Origin of the sequence: Microbacterium sp. Yaish 1 (assembly GCF_002245215.1) — a bacterium.
In the GTDB taxonomy this organism is placed as follows: domain Bacteria; phylum Actinomycetota; class Actinomycetes; order Actinomycetales; family Microbacteriaceae; genus Microbacterium.
Map to the genome: position 1 here is coordinate 409556 of NZ_NPMR01000001.1, position 13712 is coordinate 423267.

The 13712-nt window shown below is 65.9% G+C and carries 17 protein-coding genes; 13 read left to right on the forward strand and 4 right to left on the reverse strand.

Features of this window, described 5'->3' with window-relative positions:
* Nucleotides 1-92 precede the first annotated feature (92 nt).
* From CI089_RS02055 to CI089_RS02105, 13 genes are all read left to right on the forward strand, one after another.
* The gene (locus CI089_RS02055; RefSeq protein ID WP_256977375.1) at nt 93-380 is read left to right on the forward strand and encodes a WXG100 family type VII secretion target; all 288 of its coding nucleotides are present in this window, start codon (nt 93-95) and stop codon (nt 378-380) included.
* A gap of 295 nt (nt 381-675) precedes the next feature.
* Nucleotides 676-2469: an alpha/beta hydrolase gene (locus tag CI089_RS02065; RefSeq protein ID WP_094260041.1), complete on the forward strand. Its 1794-nt coding sequence runs from the start codon at nt 676-678 to the stop codon at nt 2467-2469.
* A gap of 88 nt (nt 2470-2557) precedes the next feature.
* Nucleotides 2558-2962: a hypothetical protein gene (locus CI089_RS02070; RefSeq protein ID WP_094260042.1), complete on the forward strand. Its 405-nt coding sequence runs from the start codon at nt 2558-2560 to the stop codon at nt 2960-2962.
* A gap of 223 nt (nt 2963-3185) precedes the next feature.
* On the forward strand, nt 3186-3473 hold the full coding sequence (locus CI089_RS02075) for a WXG100 family type VII secretion target (protein ID WP_256977375.1): 288 nt from the start codon (nt 3186-3188) through the stop codon (nt 3471-3473).
* 156 nt (nt 3474-3629) lie between these two features.
* Nucleotides 3630-3806: a hypothetical protein gene (locus CI089_RS16340; RefSeq protein ID WP_179223202.1), complete on the forward strand. Its 177-nt coding sequence runs from the start codon at nt 3630-3632 to the stop codon at nt 3804-3806.
* 96 nt (nt 3807-3902) lie between these two features.
* On the forward strand, nt 3903-5612 hold the full coding sequence (locus CI089_RS02080; protein WP_179223203.1) for a hypothetical protein: 1710 nt from the start codon (nt 3903-3905) through the stop codon (nt 5610-5612).
* Nucleotides 5609-6154, forward strand: coding sequence for a hypothetical protein (locus tag CI089_RS02085; RefSeq protein ID WP_094260044.1), 546 nt, complete (start codon nt 5609-5611; stop codon nt 6152-6154). The genes CI089_RS02080 and CI089_RS02085 overlap by 4 nt, the downstream gene beginning before the upstream one ends.
* A gap of 116 nt (nt 6155-6270) precedes the next feature.
* Complete coding sequence (locus CI089_RS02090; protein WP_143738847.1) at nt 6271-6723, forward strand: hypothetical protein; 453 nt, start codon at nt 6271-6273, stop codon at nt 6721-6723.
* 345 nt (nt 6724-7068) lie between these two features.
* Entirely contained in the window at nt 7069-7467 is a 399-nt protein-coding gene (locus CI089_RS02095; protein WP_094260046.1) for a hypothetical protein, read from the forward strand.
* 63 nt (nt 7468-7530) lie between these two features.
* Entirely contained in the window at nt 7531-7845 is a 315-nt protein-coding gene (locus tag CI089_RS16170) for a hypothetical protein (RefSeq protein WP_143738848.1), read from the forward strand.
* A gap of 49 nt (nt 7846-7894) precedes the next feature.
* Complete coding sequence (locus CI089_RS02100) at nt 7895-8338, forward strand: hypothetical protein (RefSeq protein ID WP_179223204.1); 444 nt, start codon at nt 7895-7897, stop codon at nt 8336-8338.
* A gap of 274 nt (nt 8339-8612) precedes the next feature.
* Entirely contained in the window at nt 8613-9038 is a 426-nt protein-coding gene (locus CI089_RS16175) for a hypothetical protein (RefSeq protein WP_143738850.1), read from the forward strand.
* On the forward strand, nt 9035-9580 hold the full coding sequence (locus CI089_RS02105) for a hypothetical protein (protein WP_094260048.1): 546 nt from the start codon (nt 9035-9037) through the stop codon (nt 9578-9580). The genes CI089_RS16175 and CI089_RS02105 overlap by 4 nt, the downstream gene beginning before the upstream one ends.
* A 50-nt stretch (nt 9581-9630) precedes the next feature.
* Here CI089_RS02105 and CI089_RS02110 read toward each other — a convergent pair whose 3' ends face one another.
* The 4 genes from CI089_RS02110 to CI089_RS02125 all read right to left on the reverse strand — a co-directional run bounded on the left by CI089_RS02110 (nt 9631) and on the right by CI089_RS02125 (nt 13597).
* Nucleotides 9631-10416 carry an NAD(P)H-dependent oxidoreductase gene (locus CI089_RS02110; protein ID WP_094260049.1) on the reverse strand — a complete coding sequence of 262 codons (786 nt, stop codon included), beginning with the start codon at nt 10414-10416 and terminating at the stop codon, nt 9631-9633.
* Entirely contained in the window at nt 10416-11012 is a 597-nt protein-coding gene (locus tag CI089_RS02115; protein WP_094260050.1) for a TetR/AcrR family transcriptional regulator, read from the reverse strand. The genes CI089_RS02110 and CI089_RS02115 overlap by 1 nt, the downstream gene beginning before the upstream one ends.
* 132 nt (nt 11013-11144) lie before the next feature.
* A complete protein-coding gene (locus CI089_RS02120; protein WP_094260051.1) occupies nt 11145-12173 on the reverse strand; it encodes a CNNM domain-containing protein in 1029 nt (342 codons plus the stop codon).
* The gene (locus CI089_RS02125; RefSeq protein WP_094260052.1) at nt 12170-13597 is read right to left on the reverse strand and encodes a hemolysin family protein; all 1428 of its coding nucleotides are present in this window, start codon (nt 13595-13597) and stop codon (nt 12170-12172) included. The genes CI089_RS02120 and CI089_RS02125 overlap by 4 nt, the downstream gene beginning before the upstream one ends.
* Nucleotides 13598-13712 lie beyond the last annotated feature (115 nt).

Genomic DNA, 13712 nt, shown 5'->3' on the forward strand with positions numbered 1-13712 from the left:
CGTTCTGTCCCCCAAAAGGTGGACACGGGGGTTATTGGCGAACAATGTATGGTGGAAAAGCCTACGTAGAAGGGGATCTCACTATGGCGAACATGAACGTCACATATGGCGAAATGACCTCCCGCGCTGACCAGCTCATCGCCGGTCGCGACGAGATCAACACCACCCTGCAGCGCCTGCAGTCACAGATCAACGCGCTCGTCGCCCAGGGCTTCGTCACCGACCGGTCTTCGGGCGCATACCAAGAGGCCTACAACCGGTTCAACGCCGGAGCGACCAACACCATCGGCGGCCTGAACGACCTCGCCGCGTTCCTCCGCACCACCGCACAGACCCTGCAGGACGTCGACACCCAGATCGCCTCCCGCATCGGCCGCTGAGCAAGACGAACATCGGCATGACCTCGGCTCTGTTCGCTGATTACGGTCGGATCCGAACCGCCGGAGAGCGCCTGGCGAGCGGCCCGAATGGGCTGCGAACATTCTCCGTAGAGGGCGACTCGTCGTGGCTCGGTTCCTCGGCCGTCGGTTCGGCCCTCATGGAATCGACTCGGCTCCGAATGGCTCGGGCGCAAGCGCTGGCCGATCAGCTCTCCGTCACTGCGGCGGGCGTTCAGGACGCCGTCGCGCAGCTGACGTCGGCAGACTCGTCTGCCGCTCAGGCGGTGGGTGGCTGATGGCGCAATGGACGACATCGGATCCGGGGGCGGGAAGCCCGGCCGACATCCGTGCGAGCGCGGGCCGTCGGCAGAGCGAAGCCGCTCGCACCCGTGACGCCCAACATGACGTGTCACTTGCCGGCGCTGTCGCGGGCGACGGGTGGCAGGGCGCCGCGGCCGGGGCGCTGAGCGCGCGGACCGCGGCCCTCGCGGCAAAGATGAACGCGCTCGCGGGCCAAGCCGAATCGGATGCTGGAGCGCTGCGTCGTTACGCGGATGAGGTGGAGACCATCAGGCATCAGCAGAACACCCTCGCAGCTCGGCGCGGACGACTCGAGAGCGAGCTGCGCGCCGCGCAGCACCAGGATCCTGTGCAGCCCGTCCTGCCCGATGATCCCGCCCGCCGGATTCTCGAGCGGCAGATGACCGGGCTGCGCGATCAGATCGCATCGCTCGACGCCCAGTTCGCAGCGCTCGCGCAACAACGTTCGGCCGCCGACGGCGCAGCGATCATGGCACTGACGAGCTCGTCATCACGGGGAGGCTTGACTGCGCACCCCGCAGTGACATCCGGCTCCGCCAGAGGCATCGGGCTATCGGACCTCGCGGGCATGAGCGAACTCGACCTGGCAACGCTGTTTCATCTTCACCCCGAACTCGCGACTCAGGTGCAGCAGAACGCCGGAAGCGCTCACGACGTCGCAGCGTGGTGGGCCGCGCTGTCAGCCGTTCAGAGACAGAACCTTGTTCTGGGTGCACCCGCTCTCATCGGCAACCTCGAAGGCGTGACGTACCGTGCCCGAGACTTCGCAAACCGTATCGTCCTCGACCGACGCATCGCCGAGGAGGAAGCCAGGCAGAAGCAACTCATCGCACCGCCGGGAGGATTCACCCCGACCGCGCCGGACGTGGTGGTCGTATCCGGAGACCTCATAGCGCTCCGCAACATCCGAGACTCGCTGGAGTCGCCTGCCGGGGGCGGGCCACGCTTTCTCGTCTCTCTCACGGCCGATAGCCCGCCGCTCGCGGCGGTATCGATCGGCGACCTGGACTCTGCTGACAATGTCACTTACGCGGTGCCCGGGATGGGGACCTCCACCGCCGGAATGTATGACTGGGCGGAATCCGCACAGAACATCTCTGACGCGCAGACTCGCGCGGATGCGACCCGGGCTCATGCGGTGGTGGCGTGGGTCGGATACAAGGCCCCTGAAACCCCGCCAGCCAGCCTCGACGTTTTCGGGGTGGAGCTCGCACATGCCGGGGCGACGAAATTGGTCACCGCGCTCGAGGGGTTCGCGGCGCTGCGGCCCGATGCGCAACTGAATGTCGTCGCGCACTCCTACGGAAGCACCACCGCGGCCGCGGCGCTGTCCCGACCCGGGGTTCATGTGGATAGGCTTGCCATAGTCGGGTCCGCGGGTCTGCCCGCCACCATCGACTCCGCCTCCGATCTGCATGCCGATCAGGTGTTCGCCGGACAAGCCCAAGATGTCATGAGCATCGACCCTGCCGGCGGCGACCAATGGGCTTGGGTGGGCAGGCTGTCGGAAGAGCACCCCGTGAACCCCATCGACCCCAGTTTCGGAGCGAAGGGATTCAGCGTGGCAGGAACCAACGGCATGAACCCCGTCACCGACCATGCCGTCAGCACGCCCGAGGGCAACGGATACCTCGACCAAGACACGGAATCACTGCTCAACGTGGCATACGCAACGACAGGTCAAAATGAGAAGATCAGCGCTTATGTTGCGCCAGACCGAACACCGTTCGAGCAAGCGCTCATCTCCGGGATCGCGCATCAACACTAAACGACGATCGATGCGAGTGACCGTCGCGGCGGGTCTCGCAGCGGTAGCGCTCGTATCTTCGAGCTGCACCTCGAGCAAGGAAGCCTCAATGACCCCGCACGAAGCACGCGACACCCTCATCTCCACGATCGAGGAGAGCGCTGCCCTGCTGGACGTGTCCGGGTGGAACCGCGACCACGCCGCCAACGTACAGAGTTGCGGTCCCGACGGCACGAGTGCGAAGTACGGCTACGGGTACGGCGCACCCCAACCAGACCCTCCTCGAGACCGCCACGCCGACGCTAAAACGATCGCCGACTACTGGACCTCATTAGGCATGACCGTCCGCACCGTCCTCAACCCCGAAGGCGACCCCGTCGTCTTCTCGACCGGCGGGCCGGTTCAGGGGATGAAATTCGTCACTGCGCCACCCGGCGACTATTACATCGCCGGAACATCACTCTGTGTTCCCGGCAACGTGAGCGAGCTACGTAAAGAGCAAACCCGCGGTTGACGACGACCACTCGCACCACATCGCTTGACGCCCCCACGACCGACGGCAGTGATGCGATGGCAGTTCCGGGAGAGTCCGCCGCGTTCACGTCGCGCTTCCTCGTCGGTGACACCAAAAGCGCCAGCATTGACCGTTCTGTCCCCCAAAAGGTGGACACGGGGGTTATCGGCGAACAATGTATGGTGGAAAAGCCTACGTAGAAGGGGATCTCACAATGGCGAACATGAATGTCACATATGGCGAAATGACCTCCCGCGCCGACCAGCTCATCGCCGGTCGCGACGAGATCAACACCACCCTGCAGCGCCTGCAGTCGCAGATCAACGCGCTCGTCGCCCAGGGCTTCGTCACCGACCGGTCGTCGGGCGCATACCAAGAGGCATACAACCGGTTCAACGCCGGAGCGACCAACACCATCGGCGGCCTGAACGACCTCGCCGCGTTCCTCCGCACCACCGCACAGACCCTGCAGGACGTCGACACCCAGATCGCCTCCCGTATCGGCCGCTGAGCAAGATGCCCGGAACACGACCGAATACTCGCGGTCGCTGCACCAACAAGCGACGGGGACTCCATGTCCGCTGATTTGAGGGTCGACAGCGCAACGGTTGACGCAGCGGCCGCGGGCTTGCGTGCAGCTGGACGAGCGGCTGCCTCAACCCAGTCAGTGACGGAGCCCGACTTCGGGAGCGTGCAGGTCGCTGAGGCGTGGCGCGTTACCGCGGAGATCCGCGCGGCCCGGGTAGCAGCGCTCGAAGCGGCGGCGGCCAGCACGAGCGACGATATTAGAGTCGGCGTGCTGGAGTTGCTGGCGGCGGACTACAACATCGCTCGGGGGCTGTGAATGGCCGGATGGTCGTGGTCGGAATCGAATCCGGGAAGCGGGGTTGTCGCAGAGATCCGCGCCGGGTCCAGCATGCGATCTTCTCATGCCCAGACTGTGCGCGACGGTGTCCATGCGATTGCGGTGGGCGAAACCGGTTGGAGTGGTGAAGCCGGAATTGCCTTCGACACGCGGTCCGCGCTGTATCGCACCGAGATGTTGGCGATCGCGTCGCAGCATGACAGCGACGCGGCCGCGTTGGGAGTGTATGCGAATGCGCTCGAGCAGATCCAAGCGGAGCAGCGCAGTATCGAAGCGGAGCGCGGTGCGGCAGAGGAAGCACTTCGAGCACTGTCGTCGAGGTCGGAATCGTTGGGTGATCGGCTGGAGCGCGCTGTCGCGCAAGGCGACGCAGAGCTCGAACGTGCCACTCGTGGTGAGTTGCAGCGGAATAGCTGGAATCAGAGAACCGAAGCCGGGCACGTGTCGATGGCAACCGCACGCCTCCGACTGCTCGCGGAGCGTCGACGACACGAAGATGCTGCGTGCGTCGCCGCTCTGTCGGGATCGAACTCGCGCGGCGGTCTCACCTCACCCCGATCGGGCTCGCGTGTCATCCGAGCGGCGGGCGACCTCCGCAATCTCAGCGTCGGCGACATTCTCACACTCCTCCACACCGACCCCGCGGCGTTCGACGCACTGCTCGATGAAGACCCCGCCGACGTCGCGCGGTGGTGGAGCGCGTTGAGCCTCGAGCAGCAGTCGACCCTCGTAGTGATGGCGCCTACTCTCATCGGGCAGCTCAACGGAGTTCCCGTGATGGTTCGCGTGGCGGCGAACCGCCTGAACGCGCGCGATCAGATCGCGAAAGACCGGGCGTACCTCGCACAGTGGGAACTGAACCGTGAGAAGGAGCTTGAGCAGCAGGCGCGCACAGGAGCCGGCTATGACGAGCGATTCTGGGTAGGGCAGGACGAGCGGATGCGGGAAGTCCGCAATCGAATCGCGTATCTGAACGGCGCTTTGACGCCTGACGCAAACGGTAGGTACGTCCAGCTAGTGCTTTTGGACGTGGAGAATCACCGGATCGCGGAGATGTTCGGCACCCCGGGTGCAGACACCCGAGCCACTCTCGTGCACGTCCCCGGCACGTTCACTAACCTGAACAGTTTCTACGACGGTGGCGCTCAAGATCTGCCACGTCGAATCGCGGAACGGCAACCCGGGACCGTCACCTTCGCATGGAAGGGGGCACCGTTCCCGGGTGAGTTCCATTCTCCGTCCGATGGAGCAGGGATGGCGCTCGGTCTATCGGAGGCGAACGACCCGACGTACGCCGCAGGAGCGGCCACGCCGCTGGCAGGGTTCTTCGCCGGAATACAGCAATCGCACGACCTCGACCACGCCGCGTCCGACATCAGCGGCCACTCATGGGGCATGGCCGGAATCTCCGCCGGCGAGACCGAAGGCATGCGACCACGCAACGTGTTCTCACTGTCCGGCGCGTACGTCGTCGAGGACTGGCCACGAAACGCGGAGAACTATTACCACGTGTCCTACGAACGCGACATCCTCACAGTCGGGCAGGGCGTGGTCTTCAGCCCGTCACTCGGCGTCTCAGTCGATGAAGACTCGATTCTCGGTGGCCTCGTGGGCGGAGGCCGCGCACCCCAGTACCAGCACGATTTCCAACCGCTCGTCGGCGACGACTTCGTGCTCGAGCACGACACCGGGCTGGGCCCTGGCGAGACTCACGAGCTAGTCGGTTCAGGTAAGCCGGAAAACGACAGGGTGATAGATGAGATGCGTGGAAAGCTGATGCAGTGACCAGGTGGAGGGCCTGCGGGGTCGGGCTGATGATGCTCGTTGGGGTGATCGTCGTGGTGAGTGGGTGTCAGTCCGGGGAGGAGCGGCCGGTGGATGAGTCGTTGACGGTGGAGGATGTGAAGGCGAGGACGCAGGCGATGGAGCTGCGGATCGCCGACGGTGTCCCAAAGGATCTGGTGGACCGGGTCGAGCAGAACGAGTTCGGTGTGCTGGCCGTCTGCGACACGAGTCAGCGCCTCTACGCCTGGACCGGGGTGACCCGTGTACATCTTGTCGGCGAGTTCGATGCCGCAGCCGGCGACGCACTCACCAAGAGAATCGTTAGGGACCTCGGCGCGATAGCTGAGGACGGTTACGTCGTCGGCACTTCCGCAGCAACTTCCCGGCTCGCGATCGAGATACTGAACCAAAACGGTGAGTTCTACAGAGCCAGCACGACCCCGACAGGTTTCGAGATCAGCGGGCAACCCAACTTCCTCATCGCCTCCCGCTCGGAGTGCTTCCGCCTGCCAGAGGGCATCTACCCGGGACAGAGCTTCTGACCTTGCCGTCACCGGACGTTGCAGCGACCAAGTGGAGGGTCCGTTGGGTCGGGCTGACGGTCCTCGTTGTCATGGCCGTCGCGGTGAGTGGGTGTCAGTCCAGCAAGGAGCAGCCGGTGGATGAGTCGTTGACGGTGGAGGATGTGAAGGCGAGGACGCAGGCGATGGAGCTGCGGATCGCCGACGGTGTCCCGACAGAGCTGGTGGACCGGGTCGAGCAGAACGAGTTCGGTGTGCTGGCCGTCTGCGACACGAGTCAGCGCCTTTACGCCTGGACCGGGGTGACCCGTGTACATCTTGTCGGCGAGTTCGATGCCGCCGCCGGCGACGCACTCACCAAGCGGATCGCTGGGGACCTCGGCGCGATAGCTGAGGACGGTTACGTCGTCGGCACTTCCGCAGCAACATCGCGGCTCGCGATCGAGATACTGAATCAAAACGGTGAGTTCTACAGAGCCAGCGTGACCCCGACGGGCGTGAGAGCCAGCGGGCAGGCGGAGTTCTTCATCATGTCCCGCTCGGAGTGCTTCCGCCTGCCAGAGGGCATCTACCCGGGACAGAGCTTCTGATGTTGCCATCGCCAGCAGCGTTGGCGCGGTTCACTGAAGCCACCAGAGCTGAGGGGAAAAAGCCGGATCGCCCGGCGACAGTTTCGGCGGATCCGAGGGCACGTGGGTAAGGAGTCGGCAGGCGAACGCGTGAGACAGATCGTTCAGTCAACATGTCACACGCAACGACGGGTCAAGGAGAGAGCGGCGCCCATGTTCCGCGAGACCGAACACCGTTCGAGCAAGCGCTCATCTCCGGGATCGCGCATCAACGCTAAACGACGATCGATGCGAGTGGCCGTCGCGGCGGGTCTCGCAGCGGTAGCGCTCGTATCTTCGAGCTGCACCTCGAGCAAGGAAGCGTCAATGACCCCGCACGAAGCACGCGACACCCTCATCTCCACGATCGAGGAGAGCGCTGCCCTGCTGGACGTGTCCGGGTGGAACCGCGACCACGCCGCAGGCGTCCAAAGTTGCGGTCCCGACGGCACGAGTGCGAAGTACGGCTACGGGTACGGCGCACCCCAACCAGACCCTCCTCGAGACCGCCACGCCGACGTCAAGAAGATCGCCGACTACTGGACCTCATTAGGCATGACCGTCCGCACCGTGGAGACCAACGGCACGCCAGCCGTCTTCGCAAACGGTGGCGCGATCGCCGCACTGAGCTTCTCCCCCGCCCCCGGCGACTACTACATCTCCGGAACATCACTCTGTGTTCCCGGCAACGTCAGCGAACTACGCAAAGAACAAACCCGCGGCTGACGACGACCACTCGCAGCACACCTTCAAGCTGACCATGTGTTCGCCGGGCAGGCTCAAGACGTCATGAGTGTCGATCCCGCCGACGGCGATCAGTGGGCGTGGGCGGGAAGGCTGTCATGGGAACACCCGGTCAACCCCATCTCTCCCAGCTTCGGAGCACACGGTTTCAGTGTCGCCGGGACGAACGGAATGGCCCCCGTCACCGATCACAGCGTCAGCACACCCCTCGGCACCGGCTATCTTGACCCGCAAACCGAATCACTCATGAACGTGGCTCACGCGACAACAGATCAAGAAGGAAAGATCACCAGCTATGCTCCCCCGGAACAGACGCCACTCCAGCAGGCCCTCATATCCGCGAGCAATTTTGCGCCGTAGCCGACGGTACACGCGAGCGCTTCTCGCTGGAACCGTAATGATGACCAGCGTGGGAGTGACCGGTTGCGGAACGAACCAGAAGGAAATGATGACTCCCCACGAAGCACGGGACACATTGATCTCTACGATTGAGGATAGTGCGGCCTTACTCGGCGTGTCCGGGTGGAATCGCGACCACGCCGCGGGCGTCCAAAGCTGCGGCGCCGACGGCACGAGCGCGAAGTACAGCTACGGGTACGGCGCGCCTCAACCAGAGCCCGAGCGTGATCGACACGCTGACGCGACAAGGATCGCAGACTACTGGACCTCGTTGGGCATGACGGTCAGGACTGTGATTAACCCCGAAGGCGACCCGGCCGTGTTCGCGACAGGCGGACCAGTCGCAGGATTGAGGTTTGCCACGGCAGCCCCCGGCGACTATTACATCGCCGGCTCGTCGTTGTGCGTCCCCGGGAATGTCGACGAACTCTGGAAGGAACAAACCCAAGACTGAGCACGGCAGCTCGCAAGCGCCGACGCCGACGCATACTGCCCTACGCGACGATCTACACCGGCATCACCGCGTCCTTCGCGACCGCGAATCTCATCTCCGACAGCGTGACCCACCATAATTACGTTTTCAGCGCGAATGTGTCCCTAAACGGGCCTGTCCTCGATCATGTCCGCCAGCAGCTGGCCGGCATCGGGGGCGGACAGTGAAGCGAGCGACGAAGACCGTAGCGGCCATCGGGGCCGTTGCATTAGTCGCGCTGTTAGGAGGGTGCGCTGTGAACGACAGTCCAAGCTACGATGAGGTGCGCGTACAGACCGAGCAAGCCATTCGTCAAACAGTCGACCTGCTCCCTGATGGCGCTCAGTACGCGCCTGGTGACGAACAACAGCCGTACAGTTGCGGCGGCGATATCCTCCCACTTCAGGACGGGCCAAAGGGAACCGCCTTCTACACCGGCCGCGGCGAGGCGACGATGCCCGAAGGGTCGGACGCGGACTCTTTCGTCACCGGATTGCCGGCCGCCCTCGGGGAGGACTGGCGCGAGAAAGATCCCGTCGGTAGCGTTCCCTTCACCACGGTGTCCCTGACGCACATCGCTACAGGGGTGAATGTGAGTGTGGATGCAATTGCCGGAAGGCATGTCCGGAGTCGACGAATACTGACGTCGTACGCGGAACCTCGTGGAAGGCTGGTGCAGTGACCAAGCGGATGGTCCGTTGGGTCGGGCTGACGGTCCTCGTTGTCCTGGCCGTCGCGCTGAGCGGGTGTCAGTCCAGCAAGGAGCAGCCGGTGGATGAGTCGTTGACGGTGGAGGATGTGAAGGCGAGGACGCAGGCGATGGAGCTGCGGATCGCCGACGGTGTCCCGACAGAGCTGGTGGACCGGGTCGAGCAAAACGAGTTCGGTGTGCTGGCCGTCTGCGACACGACTGAACGCCTCTACGCCTGGACCGGGGTGACCCGTGTGCATCTTGTCGGCGAGTTCGACGCCGCAGCCGGCGACGCACTCACCAAGCGGATTGCCGGGGACCTCGGCGCGATAGCTGAGGACGGTTACGTCGTCGGAACATCGGCAGCAACGGAATGGCTCGCAATCGAGATACTGAACCAGAACGGTGAGTTCTACAGCGCAAGCACGACCCCGACAGGTTTCGAGATCAGCGGGCAAGCCAACTTCCTCATCGCCTCCCGCTCGCAGTGCTTCCGCCTGCCTGCCGATGTCGACCCCGGAATGCACTTCTGACCTTGCTGTCACCCACCTGCCGCACCGCCCGCATGTGCCTGCGATCGCGGTCAGTCGGCGAGATGGATGCCGAAATCGGTCCGGCCAGGATGGATGTCGCTGCGGAGCGACCGGGTGCCGCGGTAATCACCGTCGCGGAGCGCCCGGTATCGGCGCGGCGTCTCGCTGTTGAGCCCGGCGATGCGGGCACGCAGGCGCTCGGCCTCGCGGTCGACGCCTGCGGCATCCAGCCCGTCGGCGTCGTAGACGACGTGAAGGTCGAGGGTTTCGATCCCGACGTACCAGAGCGCGCCGTGCGTCAGCGGGAACAGGAGCGAGTCGAGGTCGCCGCTGATTCCGCGCTCGCCAATCGAGCGCTCGTCCTCTCCCACTGTCACGACGACGAGCGCACGCCGGCCGGCCAGCCCGCCGTCGCCGTAGCGCCGCGGGACGCCGAGCTCCGGGTCCATGTCGCCATAGGCGAAGCCGTTGGTGAGCACGCGGTCGATCCACCCCTTGAGGATCGCGGGCGGCCCGTACCACCACAGCGGGAACTGCAGCACGAGAAGCTCCGCAGCGGCGAGCTTGCGCTGTTCCTCGAGCACATCGTCCGGGAAGGGGACGCGGCCGTACTCGCCTCCGGCAGGACCCGACGCGCGCCCGATCGTCACGTCGAGCTCGCTGTCGGGGAACACCGGCTCGAACCCCTGGGCGTACAGGTCGGATGTCGCGACACTGCGCGTTCGCGACAGCTCGGCGACCCCGTCACGGAAGAGCCGGGCGTTGAACGAGGTCGATCGCGGATGGGCGAGCACCCAGTGAGCGGCGCCCGGCGTGGGCTCGTGCGAGATGGTCATCATTCCTCCGGTTCGGTGGCTGGTGTCACGAGGGCGTGCAGGACGCGCGTGAGGGTGGAGCGCGCCGCCGCGGGGCTCACGCGTTCGTCGAGCGCCGCTCGCGTGAGGGCATCGCCGGCACCGATGAGGGCCTGCGCGCCGGCGTCATCGAGACGAACGCCGCACGAAGCGAGCGCGTCGTCGCACAGCGCGAGGTAGGCACCCTCCGCCTCGCGACGCACCTCGACGAGGGTCGCGGATCCATCGAGCGCCGAGACGACGTCCGCGAACTCGCGCCCTTCGGCGAGCGAGCAGTCGATGTAGGCTCCCGCGACGGCGCGGCACACGCCAGCGAGCGTGAGCGACGCGTCGGCGAGCGCCGCAATGAGAGCCGCGCGCTGCTGCTCCTCGAACTCTCGGTAGAGCTCGGCCAGGGCGCCCGCGCGATCGCCGAAGTGGCCGTACACGACGGGCTTGGTCACCCCAGCGCGCTCGGCGAGCCGACCCAGCGTGAACTCATCGGTCCCCCGCTCGCGGATCAGCTCGCGAGCGATCGCCAGCAGCTGCGCGCGCCGTTCGTGGCGCGGCATCCGCTGTCGCCGTGCGCCCTCGCTCATCACACCCCCCGCTACGTTACCAACAGTAGCTTAGGGGTAGTCTGCGACGGCGGGCGTCCACCTGGCAGTTCCCGCCGCCACAGCAGGTGGGAAGCGGCGGGAACTGTCAGCTGAGCGAGCTCGAGCTCCGAGTCAGCTCGCCGGCGCCACCAGCTCGGCCTCAGCAGCGCCGGGCAGCACCTCGCGCAGCAGGTCGTCCAGCGTGACGACCCCGAGCAAGCGCTCCCCATCGACGACCGTCGCGAGCTGCACGTGTCCGCGGCGCATGCGCGCGAGGGCGTCGTAGGCCGACGCCTCGGGCGCGAGCACCAGCGCCTCGCGGGCGATCTCGAGCGCCGGAGCCTCCGGCGCGACGGCGAGCGTGTCACGAACGTGCGCGACGCGGCTCGATGCGCCCTCCCCCACGAGGATGCGCAGGTGCGCGGAGGATGCCGCGACCGCCTGCACGTCGGCGGCGGTGGCCGTCGCCGGCACCGCGGTGGGCACCCGGTCGGTGCGGACGATGTCGCCCACCGTCAGCGATCCGAGCGCGATGGCACGCGCGATCGGCTCGGAGTACTGCTCCTCGAGCGTCCCCGCAGCACGCGAATGCGCGACGATCTCGCGAATCGTATCGGCGTCCTGCCCACCCGCGGCGGCCTTCTCGACGGGCTCGACGCCCGAGGCCTTCACGAGCCGGTTCGCGATGTGGTTGATCCACAGGAGGAACGGACGCAGCGGCCAGGTCAGCGCACGGGCGGTGATGCCCGTCGCCTTCGCTGCGACCTCGGGGTGGGCGATCGCCCACGACTTGGGCGCCATCTCGCCGATCACGAGGTGCAGGAACGTCACCACGATGAGCGCCAGCATGAACGCGATGATGTCGGCGAGAACGTAGGGAAGACCCCACTGCTCGAACACCGGCGCGAGCGCGTAGTCGATCGCCGGCTTTGTGATGGCACCGAGCAGGAACGTGCATGCGGTGATGCCGAGCTGCGCGAACGCGAGCATGACGGTCAGCTCGTTGACGCCGCGGAGCGCCGCCCGCGCCGATGCGCTGCGGTCGGCCTCTTCTTCCAGACGGTGACGCCGAGCCGCGAGCAGCGCGAACTCGACGATGACGAAGAACGCGCTCGCAAGGATGAGCGCGATCGTGATGATCGTGACGACCCACCAGCTCATCGGGTGACCTCCTCGGTCGCGCCGGCCGCGACGACGGCATCGCCGCCGCCCGCCGGGCCCGCCTCAGCGGCATCCAGATCCACCTCGTGCAGACGCACGACGAGCTCGGACGGAACGAGCCGGGCGACCTCGACGACCTCGACATCCAGCCAGCGCTGCATCCGCAGCCCCTGAACGGTCTCGGACGCCCGATCGGGCAGATCGATGCGTACGACCGCGCCCTCGGGCAGCAGGTCGCCGTGCTCGCTGATGATGAGTCCGGCGATGGTCTCGGCGTCGTCGCGGGGCAGATCGAAGCCGATGAGACGCTCGACCTCGTCGAGGTGGATGTCGCCGGGCAGACGCCAGTGGTCGTCGCCGACGTTCACGATCTCGTGGACCTCGAGGTCGTGCTCATCGGAGATCTCGCCGATGACCTCTTCGGTCAGATCCTCGATCGTGAGGATGCCGTCGAAGTTGCCGTACTCGTCGACGACGCAGGCGAGCTCGTTGCGCGTCTGCCGCATGCGGTCGAGGGCCACCGGGAGCTGCATCGTCGTCGGCAGCACGACGGCCTCGCGCATCATCGTCGAGACGGGCACGTCGTCGGCGTAGCTGCCCCGCAGCAGGTCGATCAGCTCGACGACACCGACGGGCTCGTCCTCGCCACCGATGACCGGATACCGGGTGTGCCCGGTCGCCATGAGCGCTCGCACCTCGCCTACCGTCGTATCTGGCGAGATCGAGTCGACGCGCGAGCGCGGGACCATCGCGTGCTCGACGTCGCGCTGCGGGAAGTCGAGGATGCGGTCGATGATGATCGACAGATCGTCGGGCAGGTCGCCGCTCGCGCGGGACTCCTCGATGATCGCCTCGAGGTCGCGCGCGGTCGCGCTCTCGTCGACATCCTCGAGCGGCTCGATGCGCAGCAGCCGCAGCAGGGCGTTCGCGGCGACGTCGAAGACCGTGATGAGCCAGCCGAAGAGCATCAGGTAGATGCGGGTGGGCACGGCGAGCGCGCGAGCGAGCGGCTCGGGGCTCGCGATGGCGAGGTTCTTCGGATACAGCTCACCGAAGATCATCGTCACGATGGTGGCCAGCAGCAGCGCGCCCACGGTTCCGATGAGCACCGAGACGGCGGGGTCGATGCCGACGCCGCCCAGCAGCGTCCCGATCGACTCGCCGATGAGGGGCTCGGCGACGTAACCGATCAGCAGACCGGTGACGGTGATGCCGAGCTGCGCACCCGAGAGCATGAACGACGTGCGCTTGGTGATCGCGAGCACGCGCGCGGCCTGCGCATCGCCCTTCTCGGCGCGAGCGGTCATGCGGGAGCGGTCCACGGACATGTACGCGAACTCCTGCGCGACGAAGAAGCCGCAGGCGGCGATGATCGCCAGTGTCAGCAGGATTCCCAACAGCAGCGTCAGGACTGCTTCGATCATTCGGATTCACCCCCTCTCTCAGCGAGGGGGTACGAAGATCGACCCTCCTGGTCGGTGGAGGAATGGCGATTGCTCACGGGTGTTCTTTCTCGATAGGGCACGGGTGGGCACTCAC